General features: G+C 57.2%; 14 protein-coding genes. 9 read left to right on the forward strand and 5 right to left on the reverse strand.

Translation table 11 applies throughout. The annotated features are described in order from the left end of the window. The first annotated feature begins 212 nt into the window (after positions 1–212). The 7 genes from U9R25_09965 to U9R25_09995 all read left to right on the forward strand — a co-directional run bounded on the left by U9R25_09965 (position 213) and on the right by U9R25_09995 (position 9,210). The gene (locus U9R25_09965) at positions 213–1,676 is read left to right on the forward strand and encodes an efflux RND transporter periplasmic adaptor subunit (protein ID MEA3336223.1); all 1,464 of its coding nucleotides are present in this window, start codon (positions 213–215) and stop codon (positions 1,674–1,676) included. 6 nt (positions 1,677–1,682) lie between these two features. After that, positions 1,683–2,471: an ABC transporter ATP-binding protein gene (locus U9R25_09970; GenBank protein MEA3336224.1), complete on the forward strand. Its 789-nt coding sequence runs from the start codon at positions 1,683–1,685 to the stop codon at positions 2,469–2,471. Next, positions 2,468–3,724, forward strand: coding sequence for an ABC transporter permease (locus U9R25_09975; GenBank protein ID MEA3336225.1), 1,257 nt, complete (start codon positions 2,468–2,470; stop codon positions 3,722–3,724). The genes U9R25_09970 and U9R25_09975 overlap by 4 nt, the downstream gene beginning before the upstream one ends. A 238-nt stretch (positions 3,725–3,962) precedes the next feature. After that, positions 3,963–5,462: an SH3 domain-containing protein gene (locus U9R25_09980; protein MEA3336226.1), complete on the forward strand. Its 1,500-nt coding sequence runs from the start codon at positions 3,963–3,965 to the stop codon at positions 5,460–5,462. A gap of 166 nt (positions 5,463–5,628) precedes the next feature. Beyond that, the gene (locus U9R25_09985) at positions 5,629–7,164 is read left to right on the forward strand and encodes an acyl-CoA carboxylase subunit beta (protein ID MEA3336227.1); all 1,536 of its coding nucleotides are present in this window, start codon (positions 5,629–5,631) and stop codon (positions 7,162–7,164) included. 27 nt (positions 7,165–7,191) lie between these two features. Further along, positions 7,192–8,682, forward strand: a complete 1,491-nt coding sequence (locus U9R25_09990; protein ID MEA3336228.1) for a biotin carboxylase N-terminal domain-containing protein — start codon at positions 7,192–7,194, stop codon at positions 8,680–8,682. A 33-nt stretch (positions 8,683–8,715) separates the two neighbouring features. Further along, on the forward strand, positions 8,716–9,210 hold the full coding sequence (locus tag U9R25_09995) for a biotin/lipoyl-containing protein (GenBank protein ID MEA3336229.1): 495 nt from the start codon (positions 8,716–8,718) through the stop codon (positions 9,208–9,210). Between the two features lie 4 nt (positions 9,211–9,214). On the opposite strand, the gene U9R25_10000 is transcribed toward U9R25_09995, so the two are convergent. The 4 genes from U9R25_10000 to U9R25_10015 form a co-directional block, all read right to left on the reverse strand. After that, complete coding sequence (locus U9R25_10000; protein ID MEA3336230.1) at positions 9,215–11,236, reverse strand: histidine kinase N-terminal 7TM domain-containing protein; 2,022 nt, start codon at positions 11,234–11,236, stop codon at positions 9,215–9,217. Then, positions 11,233–11,724: a GNAT family N-acetyltransferase gene (locus tag U9R25_10005; GenBank protein MEA3336231.1), complete on the reverse strand. Its 492-nt coding sequence runs from the start codon at positions 11,722–11,724 to the stop codon at positions 11,233–11,235. Before U9R25_10005 ends, U9R25_10000 begins: the two co-directional genes overlap by 4 nt. A gap of 118 nt (positions 11,725–11,842) precedes the next feature. Then, a complete protein-coding gene (locus U9R25_10010) occupies positions 11,843–13,291 on the reverse strand; it encodes an extracellular solute-binding protein (GenBank protein MEA3336232.1) in 1,449 nt (482 codons plus the stop codon). A gap of 367 nt (positions 13,292–13,658) precedes the next feature. Next, entirely contained in the window at positions 13,659–14,276 is a 618-nt protein-coding gene (locus tag U9R25_10015; GenBank protein MEA3336233.1) for a hypothetical protein, read from the reverse strand. 237 nt (positions 14,277–14,513) lie between these two features. On the opposite strand from U9R25_10015, the gene U9R25_10020 reads away from it, so the two are divergent. Further along, entirely contained in the window at positions 14,514–15,215 is a 702-nt protein-coding gene (locus U9R25_10020) for a PspC domain-containing protein (GenBank protein MEA3336234.1), read from the forward strand. Positions 15,216–15,425: 210 nt separating this feature from the next. After that, entirely contained in the window at positions 15,426–15,653 is a 228-nt protein-coding gene (locus U9R25_10025; GenBank protein ID MEA3336235.1) for a YtxH domain-containing protein, read from the forward strand. Here the strand turns inward: U9R25_10025 and mutM are convergent. Further along, positions 15,634–16,488, reverse strand: a complete 855-nt coding sequence (gene mutM, locus U9R25_10030) for a bifunctional DNA-formamidopyrimidine glycosylase/DNA-(apurinic or apyrimidinic site) lyase (GenBank protein MEA3336236.1) — start codon at positions 16,486–16,488, stop codon at positions 15,634–15,636. The two genes, U9R25_10025 and mutM, sit on opposite strands and share 20 nt — an antisense overlap. Positions 16,489–16,816: the final 328 nt, after the last annotated feature.

The raw sequence follows: 16,816 nt of genomic DNA on the forward strand, positions 1-16,816 counted from the left end.
CGGTTTCGTGCAAACTGTGACACGCATCACACCTGAACCTGGCAGTTTGTGATACGATAGAATACAAACGGATAACCTCTGCAACAACGGGTGTTCTAATCCGTATAATCCAGTGAAGACTCAGCCGCGTTGTTGCGGCTCTCTTCTTATCATCAACTCATCAACTATAACTATCCCTGCGATCGTAGCTGGAAAGAAATGCGAGGCTCGCCATGCGACGTGTTGCCGTAATTCTGATCGTGCTCCTCCTGATAATTGGAGGCAGTGTTGCGGCCTACCAGATCACCGCTCAGGAAAAAGAACCACCCCCACCCGATTATGATGTTTTACAGGTCGGGAAGGGCGATATCATCAGCACTGTGAGCGCCACGGGTGCCATGGAACCCAAGGACGAAGTGACCCTCACTTTCAAGGGCCTGGGGCGTGTTGCTGAGGTATTGGTGGAGGAAGGCGGCGAGGTAGTGGCCAATCAGATTCTGGCTCGGTTGGAGACCGATGATCTGGATTTGGCCCTGGCTCAGGCTGAGGTAGGACTCGCGATCAGTCAGGCCCAACTGGAGAAGCTCAAGGCAGGTCCAAACGAAGTTGACGTTTTGGCTGCAGAGGCCAATTTAGAGAGCGCCCGGGCAGCCCGTCAAAGTGCCGTGGCAGCTGCTGCCAGCGCGCGGGCTGCCTACAACGATCTGGTCGCGGGACCCACGGAGGACGAAAAACGTACGGCCGCGGCCAATCGGGAACGGGCCCGAATCATGCGGGACCAGGCGCAGACGGCCTACGATCAGGTTGCCCATATGCCCAACGTGGGCCTATTGCCCCAGTCCGCCCAACTGCAGCAGGCTACCGTCGACCTGGAAATCGCCGAAGCCAGCTATCGGTTGTCGACGGCAGAACCGAAACAGAGTCAGATTGCTGCGGCACAGGCCCAGATCGCCCAGGCCGACGCCGCCATCAGCCAGGCGGAGGCAGCCGTTGCAACCGCGGAGTCGAATCTGCAGCGTCTGCTGGAAGGCCCATCCGACGAGGACCTGACAGTTGCCGAAGCACAGGTTACTCAGGCACAACTGGCAGTCCAACAGGCACGACTGGCCGGGGATGGCGGGGAATTGACGTCACCCATCGCTGGCGTTATCTCCCAGATCAACATCAAGCGGGGGGAATTGCCCAACCCGGCGCTGCCCGCCGCCATCGTGACCGACATCGACCGCTTCCACATTGATGTCAACGTGGACGAGATCGACATTGCCCGGCTATCGATCGGACAGCCTGTTGAGGTTTCGCTGGACGCCCTCCCTGAAGCAGAGTTGACCGGCCACATCGATTTCATTGCACCGACGCCCCTATCTCTGGGTGGCGTGGTTTCCTACCCGGTGCGAGTCGTCATCGATGAGACAGACACACCCCTTCGCAGCGGTTTGAGCGCCACGGCTACTATCATCACCGAAGAGCTGAACGACATGTTGGTTATCCCCAATCGCGCCATCGAAATCGATCGCAGTACAGGGCGCGCCTATGTGGACGTGATCGTCAACGGCGTTCCCACTCGCACCGAAATCATTCTGGGCTCGCGCAATGCCTCCCAGAGCCAGGTAGTGAGTGGCCTGGAAGAAGGTGACGAGCTCGCAATTGGCGCGGGATCAGGGTTGGACCGCCTGAGAAGCACCTTCTTTGGACAGTAGTTCTTTATGAACGAGCAACCCAACGGCAAGCCCGTTATTCAACTGAAAGACATCGCCAAGGTCTACCAGATGGGCGAGGTGGAGGTAAATGCCCTGAACGGTGTCGATCTGGACATCTATCCGGGGGAGATGCTTGCCATCATGGGCCCTTCCGGTTCCGGAAAATCGACCATGATGAATGTAATCGGTTGCCTCGATATGCCAACACGGGGCGAATATTACCTCGATGGCAACAATGTTAGCGAGCTAAGCGATGACGAGCTTGCAGGGATTCGCAATCGCAAGATTGGCTTTGTTTTTCAGAGCTTCAACCTGTTACCCCGTACATCTGCTCTTCAGAATGTTGAATTGCCGCTGATTTATGCGGGCGGAAAGGACCGGCGTAAGCGGGCCATCCAGGCACTGGACCGGGTTGGCCTTGGCGATCGAGTCGACCACAAACCCAATGAGTTGTCGGGTGGACAGCAGCAGCGCGTTGCGATTGCCCGATCCCTCATCAACGATCCTACCATCATTCTTGCCGACGAGCCCACCGGCAATCTGGATTCCAGATCGGGCGCAGAGATCATGGCGATCTTCCAGGAGTTAAACAAGCAGCAGGGCATTACTGTCATTTTCGTTACCCACGAGCCCGATATCGCGGAGCACACGCGCCGGATCATTCGCCTCATGGACGGAAAGATTGTCGCCGATGCCCCGGTGCTGAAGCAGCGACGAGCCGGTAAACAGGTCTATACCCGTCGCGTACGAGACCTGATGGGCAAGGCTGACGAGGACGCTGTCGAACAACCATGAGTCTTATCGAGTCGCTTCGCATCGCCATGCGCGGTCTTTCTGCCAACAAGCTGCGCGCGGTGCTCACCATGCTGGGTATCATCATTGGCGTCGGTGCCGTGATCGCGCTCCTGTCGGTTGGTCAGGGCGTCGAAAAATTGATTACCGATCAATTACAGAGTGCGGGCTCCAACCTGCTGTTCATCATTCCGGTCAACCTGAATGATGACTCAGTGCAGGGTGGCCCCGGGGTACAGTCATTTCAGCCCTCCATTACCGTCGCCGACTGGCAGGCCATCGACGATCCCTTTAACGTGCCCGACGCTGTCGCTACCGCGCCCGAGGTCAACACCAGGTCCACCGTTATCCATGGCAGAAACACCAATAGCATTCAGGTCAATGGCGTGACTCCCAATTTTGAATTGGTGCGCAATTTTTCGGCTGCCGAGGGAAGTTTCATCACCGAAGAGGATGTCCAATCGCGGGCCCGGGTTGCGGTCCTTGGTGTCAGTGCCATGGAGCGCCTCTTCGAGCCCGGTGAATACCCGGTGGGTCGCACGATCAAGATCGATCGCATGCCCTTTGAGGTCATTGGAATCATGGAGGAAAAGGGCGGCGGTGCCTTCGGCAGCGAGGATGATGTCATCTTTGTCCCCCTGACCACGGCCCAGGAAAGGCTTATGCCTCGCTTTCAGAACGCGCGAGGGGAACCACTCCTGTCGACCATTTATGTCTCCGTGTCGACGGAAGATCGTATGGATACTGCCCGAGAGCAGATCGAGGAACTCCTGCGCGAGCGTCACAATGTTCAGTTCCGGGACGATGACGACTTCACCGTCATCAATCAGGCTGATCTGGTGGCAATCTTCGGCGAGATCACCGGAGTCATCACCCTGTTTTTGGGGGCCATTGCTGCCATTTCATTGTTAGTCGGCGGTATCGGCATTATGAACATCATGTTGGTATCTGTCACGGAGCGCACGAGGGAAATCGGCATTCGCAAGGCAATAGGTGCCCGACGGCAGGATATCCTGACCCAATTCCTGATCGAAGCCCTCACGCTGACACTGATCGGCGGTTTCATCGGGATCATCCTTGGCTGGGGCGGTGCCATACTCATCTCCAGCCTGCAAGACAATCTGACGGCTGTGGTAACGCCACAGAGCATCGCGCTGGCCGCCGGGCTGTCGACATTGATCGGCCTGGTTTTTGGCATATATCCTGCCCTGCGAGCGGCCAGCCTGAATCCGATCGATGCGCTTCGTTACGAGTAGACCTGGATAAACAAGAAGCCAGAGCTCAGACGTGACCAAAAAAACTTGCATTGCGTTCATCCTGTTGTTTGTCACACTTCTCGTTTCGGGCTGTGGAGCGAGGCAGGACGAACGCGCCCAGGACTCAACGCCGACTCCGCCGCCGGTCTCGACGCCAACCCGGATTTCCAGTGGAATGACCTTTGTCACCGTCCCGGCTCCAACGTCTGACGACAACTCTTCTCCAGGCGATAGACAGGTGCGAACACCATCCAGCCTGACCGAGTCATTGCCGACCGTGCGCTCTGGCCGGCTGGTTTCCGATGCAGCGATCTTCGCAGCGCCAGAGTCGGACGGGAACAGCCTCGATACCCTGGCCGCGGGCCATCTGGTGATCATCACCGGAGAGGACGACAGTCGGTATGAAATCATCTACGGCGACGGTCCTGGCGGACATGGCTGGCTGGAAAAGTCGTACGTAACCTTCGAGAAGCCTACCCGGCCGGCAGTGAGCTCGCGCCGCCAGCAGACTCCTACGCCGCCCACACAAGACGGGCCTGACTCCCTGCAGCCTCAGCTTCCGGACGCGACAAGCGCGGCGGGTACAGTGCTGGCTTCCAGGTTGAATGTGCGCTCCGGCCCAGGCACCGGCAATCCAACAGTCGGTCAAATCTCCGCAGGAGAACGCGTCGATATCCTGAATCGGCAAGAGGGCTGGCTTCAGATACTTCATGATGACAAGCCCGCCTGGATCAGCGCTTCCTTTGTGGCGGTCGATGGCGAACCGACACCGGTGCCGCCGGCCGGTCCACCGGTCCCTGGAACCATCGTCTTCCAGACCCGAAACGGCGGTGATATCTTCCTGATGGGCGCCGATGGGTCAGACCTTCGCCGCCTGACCCGCGGTTTCGATCCGGCACTCAGTCCCAATGGCAGCCAGGTGGCCTTTACACGCTGGGATGAGCCGCGCGGGCTATGGGTGATCGATAAAGATGGCAGCAACGAGCGTCTCCTGGTGGGTGAAGATCAGGCTCGCTCGCCTACGTGGGCACCGGACGGCAACAGCATTATCTTTGAGAGGGCCACCAAATCGAAGAGCTGTCGCGATACCCCTTTTGGGTGCTACACCGACGAGTATCTGCTGGCGCTTAACAATGGTCAGAACTGCGTAACTACGGAGTTTGGCACCTTTTGCATCGACGATTTCCCGATAGTCACCAGGTTCGAGACCGGCCTGACTCAGCACAAGCTGGCAGATGGCAGCAACCGAGATCTGCCCGGCAGCGAGTCCGCCGCTTCACCTTACCATAGTCCGGTCGATGATCGCGTGCTTTTCCTGGATAGGGATGGACTGGCTACGACCCGTACTTCGGGCGAGGACCAACCTCGACGGCTGGTTCAGGCGCCAACCTTCCTCGAGCCGGGCGTGTTCAGTCCTGACGGGCAATTCGTGTATGGAAGCCGCCGCAGCGGCGACCATCGGGAGATCTGGCGATGGCGTTCCGACAGTGGCCAGGCCCAATTGCTGACGCCACATGATCCCTTGATTCCATGGGCGCTGCAAAATGTTGCGCCAGCGGTAAGTCCCGATGGGCAGCATATTCTCTTTCTGACCAATCGAAGAGGTGTTGATCAGTGGGAGCTGTGGATCATGAACGCGGATGGCAGCAATCCCCGTCCCCTGGCACCGGAAGCCCTGGCTGACGTCGAGTTTACGTATGAGTTCGCCAGAGAACGAATGATCGATTGGGGTCAATGACCGCTATACAGCATCTGCCGATCGTGCCGATAAGCGGTGCCTTGATTCGATAGGTTCCGGAAGGGCGCGCTTATGCGTTTGACAGGCGCAACCATTTCCATGGTAGGTGTTCAACATAGTAGCGCATCATTTGCGTCATTTTGACGCGGGCAGGAGGAACAGAGCGTTGAAGTCTTATATTCGCGGCCTGCGAGAACGAAAGAAAACTGCAGCCGGAAGAGAAAAAGATATCGAACGACAGCATCGCAAGGGCCGGCTGACAGCTCGGGAACGCATCGACGTGTTGTTCGATTCCGGAACCTTTACCGAAATCGACACCCTGGTTCTGCCGCGCTATGAAAGCTACATGGGTGGCAAGTCGTCGCGCTACGGCGACGGCGTGGTGACCGGTTTCGGGTTGGTGAATGGACGTCACGTTTTCGCAGCAGCGCAGGATGCTACAGTCATGGGCGGCTCCCTGGGCGAGATGCATGCGAACAAGATCGTCAAGGCGATGAAGATGGCCCTCACCTACGGCAGCCCATTCATTGCCATCAACGACTCCGGCGGTGCGCGGATTCAGGAAGGCGTTGACAGCCTGGGTGGCTATGCCCGACTTTTTGACGCAAATTGCGAGGCCTCGGGAGTCATCCCTCAGATTTCAGTCATCATGGGGCCTTGTGCTGGTGGTGCCGTCTATTCGCCGGCACTGACCGACTTCGTCTTCATGACTGAGAACAGCTACATGTTTATCACCGGACCTGATGTTGTCAAAGCGGTGATGCAAGAGGATGTTAGCCAGGAGCAATTGGGAGGTGGTCTTGTTCACAGCACTGAGAGCGGTGTCAGTCATTTCCTGGCACAGGACGACCGGGAGTGCCTGAACCAGGTACGGGAACTTCTAACCTATCTCCCGGCGAACAACCAGGACGACCCTCCCTACATCCCGCCCATCGACGATCCGGGCCGGCGGTGTCCAGAGCTGGAGCAGATTGTTCCGGCCGATCCCTACAAACCCTACGACGTTCGCAAGGTGATCGCCAGCATTTTCGACGACGGGCGTTTTTTTGAAGTAAGGCAGTTGTGGGCTGAAAACATGGTCGTCGGTTTTGCCCGCCTGAACGGCTGGGTTGTGGGGATCGTCGCCAATCAGCCCAGCGTGCTGGCCGGTACGATTGATATCAAGGCTTCGGTCAAGGCCTCACACTTCATTCGGGTTTGCGATGCCTATAACATACCGATCATTACCCTGCAGGATGTGCCCGGTTTTCTGCCAGGTACCCACCAGGAATATGGCGGCATCATTCGCAATGGGGCACGTATGATCTACGCCTACAGCGAGGCCACAGTTCCCAAGCTGATGGTCATCCTGCGCAAGAGCTACGGGGGCGCCTATTGTGTGATGAGCAGCAAAGGCCTGCGCGGCGATTTACTGTACGCCTGGCCCAACGCCGAGATCGCCGTTATGGGTGCAGGTGGTGCCGTCAACATCCTTTACCGGCGCCAGGTTGCAGCTGCGCAAGATCCACCGGCCGAGCGGCAGCGACTCATCGACGAGTATGAGGAAAACTTCAACAATCCCTATGTGGCAGCTGCCAGGGGCCTCATCGACGATGTAATAGAGCCCCGGGATACCCGCCGGGTGCTAATCCGTGCCCTTGAAGTAGCCCACTTGAAAAGGGAACGCCACAAGCCGAAAAAGCACGGCATCTCTCCCATGTAGGCCCGAAACTCAGCGCTGGAGTTGAACATGTTCAAGAAGATTCTGGTCGCCAACCGAGGCGAGATCGCCGCTCGAATCATTCGAGCCTGCCGCGATATGAACATCTACGCGGTCGCTCTCTACGACGCGACCGACCGCGGTTCGTTGCATGTTCGCCTGGCCGACGAATGCATCGAATTGACCTCGGATTTGGGTTACATGGATGGCCCGGCAGTCCTGCAGTGCGCCCTGGACGCGGGCGCCGATGCCATTCATCCAGGCTACGGTTTCCTGGCCGAGGATTCCAGTTTCATCCGGGCCTGTGAGGATGAGGGCATCACCTTCATCGGACCCCCCAGCCATATCGTTGAGACGACTCGCAACAAAATTGAAGTCATGCGGCGTGTGCGTGCCGCAGGATTCGACACCCCGGTCCATTCTGCCACCTCTTTCGGACCAGAAGATCTCGATCTCCTCAAAGCCGAGGCCGATTCCCTGGGCTACCCTCTGGTCATCAAGTCCTACAGCGGTGGACGCGGGCGTGGCGCCCAATTTGTTTACAACTCACAGGCCCTGGAACAAGCAGTCAGCTACGCCCATGCCGAGGCACAGATGTTGTTTGGCAGCGAGCGGCTCTACCTGGAACGAATCATCCTGCCCGCCAATTTCATCGAGGTCCAGATCGTCGGCGACAACTATGGCACGCTTCTGCACCTGGGTGAACGGGAGGGGTCGGTACAGCGGAACAACCAAAAACTGATCGCCGAGTCCCCTGCGCCTTGCCTGAATCCGGCGCAGCGCGAACAGGTTCGACAGATGGCCCTGGATATTGCCAGAATGTTCGATCTTTCCAACGTGGGCGCGGTCGAATTCCTGGTGGACGATGAGGGGCGTTTCTTTTTCACAGAGCTGAAGGCCCGCATCCAGGTAGAGCACCCCGTTACCGAGATGGTCAGCGACCTCGACCTGGTGCGGGAACAGATCGAGTTGGCATCTGGCAAACGAATCACGACCCGCCAGGAGGATGTGACCCTGCGGGGCTGGGCCATGCAGTGCAGGCTTAATGCCGAGGATCCCTGGAACAACTATCTGCCAAGTCCAGGACACCTGCGGAGGTTTCGACTTCCGGGTGGCCCCAACATTCGCGTGGAGACCTATGCCTACAGTGGCTGCGATGTGCCGGTGCGTTATGACCCCCTGTTGGCCAAGTTGATTGTCTGGGCCGAGAACCGGGATGAGTGTGTACGCCGAATGCGTCGAGTACTGCAAGACTTCTCGATTTCAGGGATTCGCACCAACCTGCCTCTCTTCCAGCGGATTCTCGATAGCCCTGAGTTTGAGACGGGCAACTATAACACCCTTTTTCCGCTGAACAGGATGATCGATCGACCTGAAACTGTTGACGAGGACGCGCTGCGGGATCTGGCAGTGGCAGCCGCGGTGGCATATATGGCACGATATCAATCCTTCCAGCCAACTGTTCCAGATCGTATGCGAACCGGCTGGCACAGAACAAGCCGCCAGCTTCCCGACTGGTAAAATCATTCCCGCTTCCCTGGCGAAGTAAGAGCAATGACAAAAATCTCAGTTATCATCGACGGACACCCCTTTGAGGTGGAAATAACCGAAACGCACCCTGACGGCTCGGATGTAACCGTGGTGGTGGATGGGCAGGAAATGACGGTTGGTGTCCCGAGCCTGCAGGGCCGTGAGCACATGGAATGGATATTGATCGGTAACCGCCCGTACGAGATCATCGTGGACCCCGAGCTACAATGGATCAAGGCTTATGACGGTATTCACCGGATCGAGATCCAGGATGTGGGTGCGGGTATCGCGCGCCCGGTAAGCAAAGATGGACGCGTCAAAGCGCCCATTCCCGGCCTGGTCACGCGGGTATTCGTGCATCCTGGCACCGAAGTAGAGACGGGACAGGCGCTATTGGTTCTGGAAGCCATGAAAATGGAAAACGATATCTTGGCTCCCAGATCGGGCATGATCAGCCAGCTAAATGTTTCCCCTGGTCAAAGTGTGACCCTCGACGAAGTCATGGCTGAGATAACCTGATGATTCATCCCTGAACAGGTTCCCTCGCGCCGGCCTCCTGTGCCTCTCGGTCCCCGGAACCTGCCACCAGGTTGTTTTGTCCCACCCCCTGCTGCCCCCGCTGCAACTGGCTGTTGCTTGCTTCCATTTCGGCAATTTGAAGAGCGACCTGCTCAACGGCAACGCGCTGTTTGCGGTATAGATCGGACTCGCTCATGGCAAGCCGGTTGGCGATCTCGCGGACCCGCTTGCCCTGAATGAATTTTAGATCCAGAATATTGTACAACAGCCATTCCGACGCGGTCATCTGGCGCTGGCCGGCAGGTTTCAGATCCTCGATGGCTGTTGTCAATACGGCCCGCAGGCCTTTGGTTGGATTGCCACCCTCGATTTCGGCGGCCTTGCCAACTACCTGAAGCTCCATCAACGGGCTCTCGGTCAGCTTGGGCCCACCCCAATAATGGGAGAGGGCATCCTTCACCCACTTGTTGTACTCTGGCTCGTAGATGATGGCCTCGGTTTCGGCTGGCTGCTTGAGAGGTGGTGTGCCCACGTAGGGAACCACACTGCGCCAGCGCTGAACCTGCTCGATCCCTGGAAGTATCTCTTCCACCGCGAGGAAGACTCCCTGCTGCAAGAGTCTGTCCTCCAGAGCCACTTCGGCTCGCCCCATCAGCTCACTCACGATTTCACGCTCGCCAGCGCTCGGGCCATCTTCCCCAGGACGCGCCATCAGGCCCACAAGGCCCAGCATGTTCTCCCGTCCCCGGGTTCTCAAAGGCCACAACCAGTAGCCGTTGTATCGAATCCATGGCGCCTGAATTGCAGTCTGCCCATTGGAATAAGCCGACTGCGACAGTACAGACTGCCAATCTTTGTGTTCCCGAATCAGGTAGGCCAGATTGCTGGGACCGCAGGTCGCCTCCACCAGCAGCTCATCACCGGCCTGAACAGCTACAAATCCTCCAGGAACACGCAGATACTCGCATAGGGCGACCAATACATTCTCCAGAAATTGGCGTAGATCGCTGGAAGTCAACAGACGCCGGTCGAGTTCGCGGATCGCCATCAGTTCGCCCTGATCTTCGCTGTAAATCAGCCGCTCCACAGCAGGTTTGAGCAGCTCGATCACCAGCTGCAACAGCACAACCATCGCGACCACCGTCAGCAATAGCACGGTATCCCTGGGCAGGCCAAGGATTCTCTCCACGCGGGGAATGGTCAGCATGGCACCCACGATCAAAATACCCAGGAGCGGCCCGCGGATCAGGTAGATGAGCAGGTTGCGTTTGACGACCCGATCGGGACTCAATACCCCATAGTAGGCCACGCTGTAGGTCATCAAGACCAGCATCGCAGCAACCGCTATATTGCCGATCAAGGTCAGAACCAGCACAAAGCCCCTGGAAGGATCTGTGGACAATCCCACCAGAATCAGGTAGGGAAATACCCCCAGCCCTGGCGCCACAAATGAAACCATCAGATAACTCATGCGGCGTCGCGACGCCGCAGTCAGGCAGCGCTGGCGTGCGCGGTAGGTATTGGTCAGTCCATAGAGCGCCGTCGCGACGAAATAGAACACGAACAAGGGGAATAGAGGGCCAGGCTCCAGATACTGCAACGACGATTCAGAGGTACCGGGGCGGACTACCAGATCGCTGAAAAGGGCAAGCACACTGATAGCGGCGCTGAACAGGTAGCTGATGGCAACCAGCCGCGTCCGGCGTTTTGATACGGCATTGGTTGTCCGTAACAGGGCGTCGGACAGGTCGAAATAGGCGGCCGGCACGAACGCGATGCCAAGCCACTGAATGCGAAGCCAGATGTCCGACTGCTCGCTCAAAACCAGGGCGAGCAATACATCTCCCGTGTAAACAACCAGCACACAGGCCAGAAGGGCTGCGACAGCCTTACCTACCCGCGTGCGAATATTGTACGCCAGGATATAGGCAAGCAGGGAAAAAGCAAGGATGGCGACTGCCGAGGAGAGTAGAAGATTGGCGAAGATGAGGATCTCCGCCCAACTGGGAAAACCCGAAGTTATCATCGCAGATCACGTCCGAAGAAGAGCGCGACGCTGCCCGTTCTGTAGTAGCGGTCGTTGAAACCGCAAAACACGAATCCCTGACGTTGGAAAAAGCGAATCCCCGGATCATTCTGAGTCTGCAATGGCGCCATGAGCCGGTACAGCTCATGATCGGCGCTCCAGCGCATGGCAGCCCCCAGCAAGGCGCTGCCAATCCCCTCCCGCCGACGGCGACGATCTACCACCAGATGCCAGACCCAACCAGTCTGGAGATCCGGTTCAGGGCCCACATCGATATATCCAACGATCCCCTCTTCAACCCAGTCCTCGACTACCAGAATGCAGTAGCCGCGCTGCCAGTGCATCAGCAACGCTTCCTCGGGTGAGGGGTAATCCAGGCGTAATTCCCGGGGTAGAGAGGTGGCCCTGAGTTGTGTGGAAACCTGGTCGCGGCCTTCTCTGAGATCAAGCTGCCAGACACGACGGGTATCGAACGATCCGTCTAGCAACAGACAGCCCTCCAGGTCATTGGGAGTCGCAAATCGAACTTGCATAACCTGGATTTTAGCACCGCAACACCAAAAACGCAAGGGCACCGACTCTTTTTTTCGAGCGGTTAGATGTGGATCAGCGCCTTACGAGCCTTACGATTTGGCCGATCTGCAGATTGTAGATATCGGCGGCTTCCTCGCCGGTCAGCCCGTCACGCAGCACCGCCACATACGCCTCGGCACCCGTGCTCCAGACCGCTTTTGAGTCAATGGTACTGGGCAGGGGAACGGCTGTCATACCCTGACGGACAAAGCCGGCAACGATGGGATCAGCGCTAAGGTCCACCTCGCGGCTGGCAGGAATATGAAACGCCTGATCCATCAGCAACCGTTGACCCTGCTCACCCGTCAGGAATTCGGCAAAGGCCAGGGCCTTTTTCCCCTGGAGATCATCCACCTTGGATCCGAGGAACACACCCTCCACGCTAAGCACAGGCCCTGCCGGACCTTCAGGGCCCGAAGGAAGATTCGCCACACCGACGGCGTCGCCGTTTCCCTGGAAGGCCTGCTGGAGTTCCGGCCAGACCCAGGGCGCATCGACCAGATAGGCCGCCTCTCCGGACATAAAGCGCTGCCCCAGTGTTACGGCGTCGCTATCGAGGACCATTCCCGGCGCGGAACTGGCCTCCTTAAGCCAATTGAGCCAGCTGGCAAAGGCGCCATCGTCGATCCTTGCCCTGCCCGCCTCATCGAAGAGCGCGCCTCCTTGGGCCTGAAGACCCCAATAGGCATGGTAAAAACTGGTATTGAGCGCGACAGGCTTGCCGTCGGCAGCATGAAGCAACAGCTCGTCCAGGGTAGCGGCTGGCTGGTCGACCAAATCCCGGTTGTAGTAAAGCGCCACCGTTTGAACAGACTCGGGCAGACCGTAGAGCTCCCCGCCATGTCGCAGCGCGTCCAGGCCAGCAGGGATGTAATGCTGCAGGGAAGCGTCGTCTACCAGGGTTGTCACCTCCCGAACCAGCCCATCATCCGCCAGGCTGGCCGTCCATTCTCCAGGTGCAAGGATCAGATCTGGGCCAAGCGCAAACAGGTTGGCGGCCTTAAGCTGATCCCTCATCTCGCCATATTCCATGGCGACCGCACGGATTGCGGTTTCGGGACAGATCTCCTGGTAGTTTTCGACGACCTGATGCAATACCTGAGCCTCCAGGCCGGACCAGGCATGCCAAATAGTCAGATTTCCCTCGCCCTCACAGATGGTAGCCGGAGATTGCCCTTCCGGTTCAGCGATATTGACCGACCTGTCGGCGACTGGAGCCTGATCCTCGCCGGCGGACACCGGCGTCGGACTCGGTAGCGGGGCTGGCGTCGGAACAGGGGTATCGGTCGGATCCGGCAGCGGCGTCGGAGTCGGCCTGGGTGTATTGGTCGGCAGCGAAGTGGGAGTCTCAGCGGGACTCTCCGATACAGCCACTTCGGTAGCCGCCGGTTCCTCCTTATCCTTATCGCGTCCACAGGCAACAAGGGATAACCCGACCAACATCAGAACAAACAGGCTTATCCAGAAACGTCGACTTTGCATGCCGAACCTCACATTCATTCGGTTGAACAGGAATTATTCGAGCGCCACCATCGGAAGGTTAGCGAAATCATCCGGACTCAACGGGACAACTTCCCCACTCATAAGCGTTGACGTCGGAACAGGCCCTGGGGTCGCGGTGGGTTCCGAAGTTGGTTCACCGCGTCCGCAACCGACCGTTACGAGCAACAGGAAAAGCACCACCAGCAGATGGCGATAGGACAAGGGCATAATACTCCTCCTGGCTACAGGGGAGACTCAGAAACGTCATACTGTCGAAGGATCAATGGTGGAGCGGAGAGAAGTATTAAATGAAACCCCGATTTGAAACCAGCCGCTTCGCCTATCGCGGCCAGGTGTCGATTACGGCTTAAAGATTTTTTTGCACAAACCTTGAATCGAAGAGAGTTGTTCGCAGAAGACGCTCCAGACCCGGATCGGCCACATTGAGAATCTGCCGATCGCTGAGATAGGTGTCTATCCCCCATGCGAAATAGGCGTGGGAATCGCTACTCGTGCTTTCAGGCCCATAACCCAGTTCAAACTGCCTCTTCAGGCGATCCCCGACCAGATGCCACGCTTCGCTTCTGCCCGCGCCGTCGCTCAACCAGGGACGATCGACCACGCCATCACTGCCCAGCAGATGATCGAGAAGATTAGCGGCGGGCAGCAGCATATCAGTGCCGGTCAGCACCGCGCGCGCCGACGTCCACGCAACCCCATGCTGGTTGTTTCTCCCCACGGACTGAACACCCGGAACATACTCATGCCGATGAGAATCGATGACAACCACGCCCCGCGGATGATTGAGCCAGAAACGCAGCAGGGGCTCAGGTACCTTTCCCAGCGGACTCAGCAGCAACCGGCCCAGGTCCAACGGGCTGCGCAACCTGTCGGCCTGCTGGGTCGGCAAGGCGGCAATTGTGCCTGGCCGGACCTGAACCTTGTCGCGCAGAAGGGTCTGTAAAACATCTGGCAGGTCTTTCACGGATACCTCACGAGAGCATCGTTTCTCAATTCAGACTTCCTGGAAGCTCCCTGCCTCCAGGCAATCGATTGTTACAACATCCAGCTTTCAGGAAGTTGTGGCGCTGATCCAGGTTACCGACGAAGCGACCATCGTAGTCGTAGCATGGTCGCATTTCGCGAAACCTTTGCATCGGTCGTGCGTAAAGAGTATTGACAAGTGACGTTAGAACTTGAAAGCACAGGAGACAGGTATCCAATGGCAGAAGAAAGCTATACTATAGTTGACGGCGAAGCAAAAGAATTGCCGGGCGGCAAAAGACTCTACCGGTCGACCACCAATCGCACCATTTCCGGTGTCTGTGGTGGCATTGGTGAATACTTAGGCGTCGATGTTGGCCTGGTGCGGGTATTATGGCTGCTGTCGCTCTTTTTCACGGCAGGCATATCGCTGTTTATCTACGTCGGAATGGCAGTGTTCGTACCGGAGGAGTCGGCTGAACAAGCTGCCGGCAAAGCGCCGGCCACTACGACCGATCTCTGGCTAAAAGTGAAGGAAAACCGGACCCTTGTTTTTGGTAGTCTGTTGATGCTGGGCGGCCTGATCTTGCTGCTCAACAACTTCGACTTCCTGCCCTGGCGACTGGAGCATATCTGGAACACCTTCTGGTCCCTCTTCTGGCCGCTGGTATTGATCGGCGGTGGAATCGTATTATTGCTCAGCATGACCGGTCGGGCACCCGACTGGAGCAGGCTTCAGAAAATCGGTGCCGGCCTGCCCTTGCGACGGTCCCGCGAGGACCGTATTATTGCCGGGGTCTGTGGCGGTCTGGGCAACTACCTGAAAGTCGATCCGATGGTCGTTCGAATCGCCTGGGTTGTGCTTTCCTTCCTGACCATCGGCACAGTTGGCGTATTGCTCTATATCGTTGCGGCCGTGTTCATTCCCATGGAGGACTAAACGCGGACCAGCCAATCCCTACTTTCCTTGGTTAAGCCGGAATTTCAACCAGATCAGCCATATCTGGAAGAGGTTCCGGCTCTTGGATTGCGCAGCAAATCCTCAGGTGGAGAGTGGGGAAGTCCCATACATGTCCCATATTGTCAGTGTGCCGCCCATTGATGTATAATCGCTCCAGTCGAATAACCTCGATCTTGAGGAGAGTAATCAATGTTCGGAGTCGTTGTGAGATTTGTAGGTGGATTCCTGGTGGGCGCTGCGACCGGCGCCGTCACGGGAATCCTGCTTGCCCCCAAAAGTGGGGAAGCGCTGAAACAGGACATCGATAACTACTGGCACGAAGTCATCGATGCCGGCAAACAGGCGGAAATGGAGCGTCGCATCGAGTTGAACCAACAATTCGAGCAAGCCAAACGCTTCAATTCAACGGGTTATTGAACCCATCGATGGGCTGACACGCGGGGCAGAAGTGGGTACTCCGCTGTGCCACCTTGATTTTCTGCACGGTAGCCCCGCAAACCGGACAAGGCTTGCCTGTCAACCGATAGACCTGGTGCCGCTGTTGAAACCTGCCCTGCACGCCGTTGGGGCGCCGGAAGTTTGTAAGAGTGCTTTGCCCCAAAGTACTTCCTCCCTCCCGTATCGCTTCAGCAAGGATTTGCCGTACCGAGGCATACAGTCGATTACAATCGGTTAGAGTCAGGGTAACCCCTGGTCGCAGAGGGTGAATGCCTGCTCGAAACAGAGCCTCGTCGGCATAGACGTTTCCAATGCCGGCAACGACTTGCTGATCGAGCAACAGCGCCTTGATTGCCGTGGTCCGGTGTTGGATCATGCCAAGCAGATCGATGGGGGAAAACTCGTCGCTCAACGGCTCTGGCCCCAGCTTTCCAAGAACAACATCCCGGTCCTGCACCAGATAAAACCGCCCAAACTTGCGAACGTCCTGGTAGCGCAACTGTCTGCCGTTGTCCAGATCGATCAGGACATGCGTATGCTTGTCCACAGGAGTCTGCCGATCCTCCACCCACAGCTTGCCGGTCATCCGAAGATGCAGTAACAACGACGAGCCATCATCCAGAGGGAAAATCAGGAATTTTCCCCGCCGCTCGGTATTGATGATCTGGCGGCCGCGCAGGGCCGCGTCGAAGACTTCGGGGCTAAGATCGTGGAGGAGACGGGACCAAAAGACCTGGGCACCTTCGATCCGCCGCCCAACAAGGTGGGGACGAAGGTCGCGAACGGTATTTTCGACTTCTGGAAGTTCGGGCATAAACAACTGTTTCTTTGTGAGGGCTTGCTCAAAAAAGGAAATTCATCGTTGCTGGTGTGCCAACGATCATGTTGACTTGTTTCAGGACCTCTCCCCCTCCCAGTTTGGGAGGGGGTCGGGGGGTGGGTCAGACCCAGAAAGCGGCATTAATTCCTGAACTCCCGTGTGCCAACGATCATGTTGACCTGTCTACTTATCTACTTGTTTCCTTGTCTACTTGTTTCCTTGTCTACTTGTTTCCTTATCTACTTGTTTCCTTGTCTACTTGTTTCCTTGTCTACTTGTTTCCTTATCTACTTGTTTCCTTATCTACTTGTTTCCTTATCTA

The sequence above is a fragment of the Chloroflexota bacterium genome (assembly GCA_034717495.1).
Classification (GTDB): domain Bacteria; phylum Chloroflexota; class Anaerolineae; order JAAEKA01; family JAAEKA01; genus JAYELL01.

Coding starts and splice junctions, on each gene's coding strand:
- mutM (MEA3336236.1), bottom strand. CDS start 16,488: ATGCCCGAACTTCCAGAAGTCGAAAATACCGTTCGCGACCTTCGTCCC.
- U9R25_10020 (MEA3336234.1), top strand. CDS start 14,514: ATGGCAGAAGAAAGCTATACTATAGTTGACGGCGAAGCAAAAGAATTG.
- U9R25_09975 (MEA3336225.1), top strand. CDS start 2,468: ATGAGTCTTATCGAGTCGCTTCGCATCGCCATGCGCGGTCTTTCTGCC.
- U9R25_09995 (MEA3336229.1), top strand. CDS start 8,716: ATGACAAAAATCTCAGTTATCATCGACGGACACCCCTTTGAGGTGGAA.
- U9R25_09970 (MEA3336224.1), top strand. CDS start 1,683: ATGAACGAGCAACCCAACGGCAAGCCCGTTATTCAACTGAAAGACATC.
- U9R25_09965 (MEA3336223.1), top strand. CDS start 213: ATGCGACGTGTTGCCGTAATTCTGATCGTGCTCCTCCTGATAATTGGA.
- U9R25_10025 (MEA3336235.1), top strand. CDS start 15,426: ATGTTCGGAGTCGTTGTGAGATTTGTAGGTGGATTCCTGGTGGGCGCT.
- U9R25_10010 (MEA3336232.1), bottom strand. CDS start 13,291: ATGCAAAGTCGACGTTTCTGGATAAGCCTGTTTGTTCTGATGTTGGTC.
- U9R25_10000 (MEA3336230.1), bottom strand. CDS start 11,236: ATGATAACTTCGGGTTTTCCCAGTTGGGCGGAGATCCTCATCTTCGCC.
- U9R25_09990 (MEA3336228.1), top strand. CDS start 7,192: ATGTTCAAGAAGATTCTGGTCGCCAACCGAGGCGAGATCGCCGCTCGA.